Below are 6,813 nucleotides of genomic sequence, written 5' to 3'. Positions count from 1 at the left end.
GCATTCGCCGCCGTTGCTGTTGCTGCGGCTGGCGGTGCGCCACGCTGGCTGGGTCATAGCTGCCTGCCAATCCTCGCGATCAGGCGACTGGCCCGGGTGACCAGCCGGGAGGGAAATGTCGACCGCCGCTGCGGCCCTGCCCTTGACCCGGCGTAGGTGCGCAGGACGGGGCCGCAGCGTGGTGTCGGGTGGTCAGTGGTGGTGGGTGGCGGCGGCCTGGGTGATGAAGGTTGACCAGGCGGTGGGGGTGAAGGTGAGGGTGCCGCCGGTGCGGTTCTTGCTGTCGCGGACCAGTACCCGGCCGGGCAGGTTGTCGGCGACTTCGACGCATTCGCCGCCGTTGCTGTTGCTGCGGCTGGCGGTGCGCCACGCTGGCTGGGTCATAGCTCCTCTGCCATCCTCGCGATCAGGTCTCGGGACATGTCTTGGGGTAGTGCCACCGAGCGTATCGCCTCCCAGATGTTGACGAGGGCGGCGACCTTCGCCGGCTCCTCGTAGGTGCGGCCGTCCACCGGGTTCTCCGTGTAGGCGACCGTCGCCCCGTCCGGCAGCGTGGCAAGAATGAAGTTGCCGGACTGTCCGGCGTATAGTCCGGCGTCGACCGGCACCACGTGCAGCAGCACCCGGTCGCTCCGCGACATGTTGACCAGGTGCAGCAACTGCTCCTTCATCATCACCGGGTCGCCCCGCCGTAGCGCCGCCTCATCGACGATGAACGAGGTGACCGGCGGCGTTCTGCGGTCGAAGACGGTGGCCTGGCGAGCGAGCCGGTGGGCCAGCCGCTGCTCGGCCACCTCCGGCGGGTGCAGACCGACGGCGAGCACCGCGCGGGCGTACGCCTCGGTCTGCAGCAACCCGGGGACGTAGGTTGGCTCAAACCAGCGCAGCATCTCGGCCTGGGCCTCGTACTCCGGCCACGGCTGGAACCAGTCCGGCGGGACGGCATTGCGGGCGTCCGCGGCGGTCTCCTGCACCAGGGTGCCGCTGCCGAAGACATCGTCGATCTGCTCGGCGGTGTCCGGCAGTGGGATCTGCCGGGCCGTCTCGAACTTGGCGATCAGCGAGGTGGAAACGCTCAGCCGCTGCGCCAACTGCTCCTGGGTCATGCCTCCGTTGAGCGTGCGGAGGAACTTGAGAGTGCGGGGAACCCCGTTGCTGCTCACGAATTACCGGTCCTTCCCGATTCAAGATCGAAGTTTCGGAACGGGTTCTGTTGGTGGGAATCCTTCCACTGTTGGCGTCGCGGGTCCAGGGTGGATCTGCTGACAGCAGAAAAATCGGGAGGGATTCGATGATCAATAAGGTGATGGTCGCCGGGGCGGACCCGGACGACGACCCGGTGTTGCGGCACGCAAGGGAGACCGCCGAGAAGCATCTGCCGAGGCGGATCGGCGAATGCCCGACGTGCGGATCGGTGGCGTTCTGCGCGCCGTTCACCATGGCCCTGGCGATCCTCGACCGGCGGGACGTGCCGCGAGCGCGCCGGATCCGGACCGTCCTCACCGTCGCCGGCCTGTCGCCGCCGGAGTTCCCGCACCCGCCGGAGAGCGGCGACGACGGCCGGAGCGGCAACGACGGCGGGTGGTGCGAAATTGTCCGGTGAACCGTTGATCAAGGTCGGCGACGTGTTGCGTCTGCGCGCCGAAGACTGGGCATTCGGCAACGGCCCGGTGGCGATCCGGGTGTCACATCTGCGGCACGGTCACGATATTCCACACGTGACCATGATCGCGGTGATGGGCACCTTCGTCAGCGGCCCACGCACCGGCCAGATGATGCTGCTGTCGGTGTTCAAACACGCCTTGCGGCGGCCCGGCGTCGTCGAGCGTGACGGCCGTACCCCCGAATCTCGCTCCTGACCAGAAACACCCTGACAGCGATCCCGTCGAAATGCGAAAGGCGGTTCCACCGTGCGCAGGCTTCTCCACCTCGTCCTGTTCCCCCGGCGTACCCGGCGGCAGTCCCGGCCGCACACCCGCAACGCCGGTGCCCGCCACTACCGGGCTGCGGCCCGGCCGTCGATCAGCCCCGGGCTGGTCCGCGACCGCCAGTTCCTGGACCGCACCCGGCGCGGTCTCGACCCGGCCGAGGTACGCGCCTTCCTGCACCTGGTCGCCGACGAACTGGCCGCGGTGCGGGCCGAGCTGGCGATGACCCGCGACGAGAACGTACGGATCAAGCAGGCGCTGCGGGACTGGCAGTCGCGGCAGTTCCAGGCCCGGATGCCGGCGTAGGCCGTCGGCCAATGACCGCGAAGGGAGCCATGATGGTCCACCACACCGGGGCCAGGGCCGGGACCGGGACCGCCGCTTGGGCCGACGCCGCAACGACGCTGCCGTTGCCGGCGGTGCACCTGCGGAGACCGTTGCTGGCCGACGAGTTCTTCCTGCTGGCGCAGGAGACGGCGACCGGTCGGCTGCGGCTGCCGGACCGGGCAGTCGGGTTCGGTCTGGCCGCCGCGCTGCTGGTGGACCTGGTCGACGCCGGGGCGCTGCGGGTGCGCGACGGCCGGCTCTGGCTGGCGGCGCGGCACGTGCCGGTGGACGCGCTCGGCGGCTGGGTCCTGCGTTGGATGGCCGCCGAGCCGGGGTACCGGCGGGTCGGCACCTGGTTGGCGCTGCTGGCGCCCGGCGCTCATCAGCAGGTCGCGCGGCGGCTGGTCGCGGCGGGCGTGGTGCGGCCCCGGACGGTACGCCGTCTGCTGACCACCGCCGTGCGCCAGGTGCCGGTCGACGCGAACCGGGCCGCGTGGGCGTGGGCCCGGCTGACCGTACGGCTACAGCGCGGGGAGCCGTTGCCTGACCTGGAGGCCCGACTCGCCGGATTGTGTCTGGTCACCGGGCTGGACGACGCCCTGCTCGCGGGTCTCCCGGCGGCGGCCCGTCGGCACCTGCACCGGGAGACCGCCGGCCGGCTGCCGATCGAGGTCGGCGAGCTGTTCACCATTGCCCGCAACCGTCTCGACGGCGCATCCCACCGCCGCCGGGGACCGGGCCGGCGCTGGGTGCCAGGCCGGCGCTGAGGGTCAGGCAGGCACCGCCGATCACCGCGATCCCGACGACGCCTTACGGAACGCACCGCCCGACGTACGCAGTGCCGCGTCTCGGGCCGGGGGGTGCCGGTCGAGTTCGATGCCGGAGACGAATCATGATGCACCTGTGGCATCAAGCTCTCGGAACATAATTGGTTCCCGGACCGGGCATCGCTGGCGCCCCGGTTACGGACGTGCCCTGACCTGCCCCATCGGCTGTTACACTCGCTGCAGTTGGAGCAGTTGGAGCAGTTGAGGGGTGGCCGTGACGGATCTACTCATACGCGACGCCGAGGCACTCCACCGTGCCCTGGCCGAGCCTGGCAGCGAGGTGAACGTGGCGTTGTCACGGGAGACGGCCGAGTTGGTGTCGAGATTGGTCGACGCTCGGGCGCGCGGCGAGGAGATAGTTGTTTCGCCAGCGAACTCCGAGGTCAGCCCGACCGAGGCTGCGGTCCTGCTGGCGATGTCACGCCCACAGGTTCGGAAGCTGATGGACCGGGGACTGCTGGAGTCCCGCAAGGTCGGCAGTCACCATCGCATCCGCGTCTCCTCGATCAGGGCGTTCCTTGAGGCAGAGCGTGAGCGGCGGCACGCGGCAATCGCCGAGTTGGTCGCCGTGCAAAACGAGCTCGGTCTGACCGGATGAGCAGCACTGCTGACGAGGTCGATCTGATCCGGGTTGTCCTCGCCGACGCGAACGTGCTTTACTCCCGGATCCTGCGTGACTATCTGCTCTATGCGGCCGATCAGGAGGTCATCACCATCTCCTGGAGTGCCCAGATCCTCGCCGAGGTCACCGAGCACCTTATGGCGAACGTAGAGGGCTTCGACCAGGAGGCAGCCCGGCGGCTGGTCGCCGCGATGAACCGCGCCTTCCCGTTCGCCGAGGTGGAACCGGACGAGGAGCATTGGCGCGTCCTGGCCGAGATGTCGCTACCCGACGAGGACGACCGCCACGTCCTGGCGGCATCTGTCGCCGCAGAGGCGACGGTCCTGTGCACCTCGAACATCAAGGACTTCCCGACGCATCTCGTCGGCGGGCTCGGCATCGAGGTACTTACTCCTGACCAGCTGCTCAGCCGCCTGGTGGTCGACTATGGGCCGCAAATGCTTACTGTCCACCGAACGGCCGTCGACTCGCTGAAAGGTGCCACCGACGATTCGACGGTCGCGGCGTTGCGTAGAGCTGGCGCCCCAACGGCTGCAAGTCTGGTCTCTCGACTGCTCACGTCTGAATAAATCGACCGCGCGGGCCAACCTGCGGCGCTGCGACCCGACTGCCGGCGCGACGGTCGACCGGCATGCCACCTACGGACGTGCCCTGACCTGACCCGGTGGAGCCTCCCCAGGATCCACCTGCTAGTCGAACGTCCAGAAGAAGTAGTAGACGGTGGGCGGGTTGCCGTACGCGCGGTACTGGCAGAGATACGAACTCCACAGGTCGTTCTGGATCCCGTAGTTGCCGTACGAGTGGCAGAAGTTCAGGTCACTGTAGACGTTGCGGAGCGTGCCGCCCGGCGGGTCCGGGTAGTCCGCCGAAGCCGGGGCGGCGGTGGTCGCGAACAGGCCGGCCATGGCGATCATGAACGCCACCAGCAGTGTGGTCAGTCTTCGCATACATCCTCCCATAGGTCGGGGCACTCGCCGATCTTCCGCGTGTCTCCAGGCATCACAAGATCGACGTATAACGATTTCATGATGCCATCGTGGCTGGCCCATGGGAAGGCTTGGGCGCCGCAGACCTCGGCTATGCCTGCGACGAGTCGGGGGCGACCATGGCCAGCCTGGGGAAGTAGCTGCGGTACCGGGCGGAGTCCCGGGTGAGGAGCTGATAGCCGCATACTGCCGCATGGGCGCCGATGTAGAAGTCGGCGATCGGCGAGCTCTTGGTGCCACCTTGCCTGCGGTACTTGACATATGCCTTCCCTGCCAGGAAACCCGCAGGGTAAGGCAGTAGTTCGCGGAGAAAATCCGATGCCGGGACGACCTCGTCCAGATCCTCGATGCGGTCGAACCGTACCGAGATCTCGGCGTACACGATCGGGTTGATCACGAGCACGCCTGCGTCGCGGGAGGCGGCGAGCGCTGAACCCGACCACTGTGACCACGTCGGATCCTCGGTGAGGATGTCGAGCAGGACGTTGGAGTCGACCAGGGTGACGGTCCCGTCCGAATGCCTCTCGGGCGCCGCGCGAAGCCGTTCATTCGCCACGGAGCAACTCCATGAGCTGGTCCGTGGTCATGCCCTCCGTCTCGCGTGCGGTGCCCTGCCCGCGTAGATGCCGCACAAGCCGTTGTCCTCTGGAGAGGGCACCGTCGACCCGCACAATTCGCAGCGCGCCGCCCTCCTCGACAACCTCGATCTCGTCGCCTTCATGCAGGCCGTGTTTGGCGCGCAGCGGCGCAGGGATGGTCACCTGACCCTTGCTGTTTAGCTTCACCGTGCCTCCACGTGTCACGTATTACTTGTACTACGTAATACTAGCGGTTGTGTTTCAGGGCTGCGAGGGGTTTCCTCCCCTCCCCTGGGTTCCAGTCGCAGGGCGGGGTCGAGGCCAACGCCTGACTGACTTGACTTTGTCGCATGTTATGACTCATGGTTGTAAGACAAAGCTTGCGACTATGGAGGTGGTGGCGATGCGCCAGACAGAGCACAGCGAAACCAGGCAGTGGCTGGACCAGCACGGTCTGACCGACACCGATTCGACCCCGCTGCTGGCGACGCGGCTGGCCGTACGACGGCGGGCCAAGTTCGCCGGCGACGTCCTGCTGGCCGCGTTCCTGATCGGCGCGGCGCTCACCCACGCGGCGGTCCGGGTCACCGACGCGGCGTACTCCTGGCTGCCGTTGCTGGTGCTCACCGCGCTGGTGATCGGCATGCTGGTGGCGCAGTGGCTGCTCCGCGACTGGGTCCGCCGCGTCGACCGGCGAGCCGGCGCGCAACTGTCCCGTCGGGTGGCCCATCCGGTCGGGTTCGGCTGGCCGGCGGTGCTCGGCCGGCCGTACGCCGTCTTCACGGTTGCCGCCTACACCGCTGCGCTGGGGCTCGCGGTGAGCGTACTGCCGGTTTCCGACCCGGTGCTACGGGCCGGGGCCGCCGTCGTACTGATCGGTCTCGTCGGTGCCGGTGCCGGCATGATCATGCAGCTGCGTCAGGTGCTGACCAGCCCGGCCGTCGCCGAGGACGAGGCGTCACTCACGGCCGACGTCATCATGCGGGTCGAGGACGCCCGCGCCCTCGTCACCCCCAGCCTGGTCTGGTCGCTGCCGGTCATCTTCCTGTACGGCGAGTCGCTGGGCTGGTGGAACGCGGTCGCTATCGGACTCGTCCTGGCCGGTGTCGTCGCGTTCGGTCTGGTCCAGACCCGGACCAGGGCTGTCGGGGTGACCGCACGGCAGGCCATGATCGTCCGATGATCGCCATCGACGCCGCCTCGCCGACGCCGCCGTACGAGCAGCTCCGGGCCCAGCTCGCCCGGCAGATCCAGGACCGGTCGCTGGCCGTCGGCACCCGGCTGCCGACGGTCCGCCGGCTCGCCGCCGACCTCGGCCTGGCCGTGAACACCGTCGGCCGGGCGTACCGGGAGCTGGAGGAGGCCGGGCTGATCGAGACCCGTGGCCGGGCCGGCTCGTTCGTCACAGCCGCCGGCGATCAGGCTCTCGAACAGGCCCACCGCGCCGCCCGCGACTACGCGACGATCATCACCAGGAGCGGCATCGACCCCGCCGAGGCGATCCGGATCGTGCAGGCGGCGCTGGGCCGACCGGCCACACCGTGA

Annotated in this window: 13 protein-coding genes; 8 read left to right on the top strand and 5 right to left on the bottom strand. The window is 68.6% G+C overall.

Annotated features, from left to right (window positions below; genetic code table 11):
• Positions 1–192: 192 nt before the first annotated feature.
• Both ACFHWS_RS17710 and ACFHWS_RS17705 read right to left on the bottom strand, forming a co-directional pair.
• On the bottom strand, positions 193–384 hold the full coding sequence (locus ACFHWS_RS17710) for a DUF397 domain-containing protein (protein ID WP_416568580.1): 192 nt from the start codon (positions 382–384) through the stop codon (positions 193–195).
• Positions 381–1,163, bottom strand: coding sequence for a helix-turn-helix domain-containing protein (locus tag ACFHWS_RS17705; protein WP_416556538.1), 783 nt, complete (start codon positions 1,161–1,163; stop codon positions 381–383). Before ACFHWS_RS17705 ends, ACFHWS_RS17710 begins: the two co-directional genes overlap by 4 nt.
• Positions 1,164–1,291: 128 nt before the next feature.
• On the opposite strand from ACFHWS_RS17705, the gene ACFHWS_RS17700 reads away from it, so the two are divergent.
• From ACFHWS_RS17700 to ACFHWS_RS17675, 6 genes are all read left to right on the top strand, one after another.
• A complete protein-coding gene (locus ACFHWS_RS17700) occupies positions 1,292–1,603 on the top strand; it encodes a hypothetical protein (RefSeq protein WP_416568579.1) in 312 nt (103 codons plus the stop codon).
• Positions 1,604–1,607: 4 nt separating this feature from the next.
• Positions 1,608–1,859, top strand: coding sequence for a hypothetical protein (locus ACFHWS_RS17695; RefSeq protein WP_416568578.1), 252 nt, complete (start codon positions 1,608–1,610; stop codon positions 1,857–1,859).
• Between the two features lie 51 nt (positions 1,860–1,910).
• Positions 1,911–2,234, top strand: coding sequence for a DivIVA domain-containing protein (locus ACFHWS_RS17690; RefSeq protein ID WP_416568577.1), 324 nt, complete (start codon positions 1,911–1,913; stop codon positions 2,232–2,234).
• An 11-nt stretch (positions 2,235–2,245) separates the two neighbouring features.
• Positions 2,246–3,022, top strand: coding sequence for a GOLPH3/VPS74 family protein (locus ACFHWS_RS17685; RefSeq protein WP_416568576.1), 777 nt, complete (start codon positions 2,246–2,248; stop codon positions 3,020–3,022).
• A gap of 274 nt (positions 3,023–3,296) precedes the next feature.
• A complete protein-coding gene (locus ACFHWS_RS17680) occupies positions 3,297–3,680 on the top strand; it encodes a helix-turn-helix domain-containing protein (RefSeq protein ID WP_416556533.1) in 384 nt (127 codons plus the stop codon).
• Complete coding sequence (locus tag ACFHWS_RS17675) at positions 3,677–4,273, top strand: PIN domain-containing protein (RefSeq protein ID WP_416556532.1); 597 nt, start codon at positions 3,677–3,679, stop codon at positions 4,271–4,273. The genes ACFHWS_RS17680 and ACFHWS_RS17675 overlap by 4 nt, the downstream gene beginning before the upstream one ends.
• 120 nt (positions 4,274–4,393) lie before the next feature.
• On the opposite strand, the gene ACFHWS_RS17670 is transcribed toward ACFHWS_RS17675, so the two are convergent.
• The 3 genes from ACFHWS_RS17670 to ACFHWS_RS17660 all read right to left on the bottom strand — a co-directional run bounded on the left by ACFHWS_RS17670 (position 4,394) and on the right by ACFHWS_RS17660 (position 5,475).
• Positions 4,394–4,651 carry a hypothetical protein gene (locus tag ACFHWS_RS17670; protein WP_416556531.1) on the bottom strand — a complete coding sequence of 86 codons (258 nt, stop codon included), beginning with the start codon at positions 4,649–4,651 and terminating at the stop codon, positions 4,394–4,396.
• Between the two features lie 130 nt (positions 4,652–4,781).
• Positions 4,782–5,246, bottom strand: coding sequence for a type II toxin-antitoxin system VapC family toxin (locus tag ACFHWS_RS17665; RefSeq protein WP_416568575.1), 465 nt, complete (start codon positions 5,244–5,246; stop codon positions 4,782–4,784).
• Entirely contained in the window at positions 5,236–5,475 is a 240-nt protein-coding gene (locus tag ACFHWS_RS17660; RefSeq protein ID WP_282233253.1) for an AbrB/MazE/SpoVT family DNA-binding domain-containing protein, read from the bottom strand. The genes ACFHWS_RS17665 and ACFHWS_RS17660 overlap by 11 nt, the downstream gene beginning before the upstream one ends.
• Positions 5,476–5,671: 196 nt before the next feature.
• On the opposite strand from ACFHWS_RS17660, the gene ACFHWS_RS17655 reads away from it, so the two are divergent.
• Entirely contained in the window at positions 5,672–6,451 is a 780-nt protein-coding gene (locus ACFHWS_RS17655; RefSeq protein WP_416568574.1) for a hypothetical protein, read from the top strand.
• Positions 6,448–6,813, top strand: coding sequence for a GntR family transcriptional regulator (locus tag ACFHWS_RS17650; protein ID WP_416556528.1), 366 nt, complete (start codon positions 6,448–6,450; stop codon positions 6,811–6,813). Before ACFHWS_RS17655 ends, ACFHWS_RS17650 begins: the two co-directional genes overlap by 4 nt.

The organism is Micromonospora sp. LOL_013 (assembly GCF_048060315.1).
Classification (GTDB): Bacteria; Actinomycetota; Actinomycetes; order Mycobacteriales; family Micromonosporaceae; genus Micromonospora_E.
The sequence above is the reverse complement of the archived record's forward strand: the minus strand, read 5'-3'. Positions and strand labels throughout refer to the sequence as shown.

Coding starts and splice junctions, on each gene's coding strand:
- ACFHWS_RS17685 (WP_416568576.1), top strand. CDS start 2,246: ATGACCGCGAAGGGAGCCATGATGGTCCACCACACCGGGGCCAGGGCC.
- ACFHWS_RS17700 (WP_416568579.1), top strand. CDS start 1,292: ATGATCAATAAGGTGATGGTCGCCGGGGCGGACCCGGACGACGACCCG.
- ACFHWS_RS17670 (WP_416556531.1), bottom strand. CDS start 4,651: ATGCGAAGACTGACCACACTGCTGGTGGCGTTCATGATCGCCATGGCC.
- ACFHWS_RS17710 (WP_416568580.1), bottom strand. CDS start 384: ATGACCCAGCCAGCGTGGCGCACCGCCAGCCGCAGCAACAGCAACGGC.
- ACFHWS_RS17650 (WP_416556528.1), top strand. CDS start 6,448: ATGATCGCCATCGACGCCGCCTCGCCGACGCCGCCGTACGAGCAGCTC.
- ACFHWS_RS17655 (WP_416568574.1), top strand. CDS start 5,672: ATGCGCCAGACAGAGCACAGCGAAACCAGGCAGTGGCTGGACCAGCAC.
- ACFHWS_RS17675 (WP_416556532.1), top strand. CDS start 3,677: ATGAGCAGCACTGCTGACGAGGTCGATCTGATCCGGGTTGTCCTCGCC.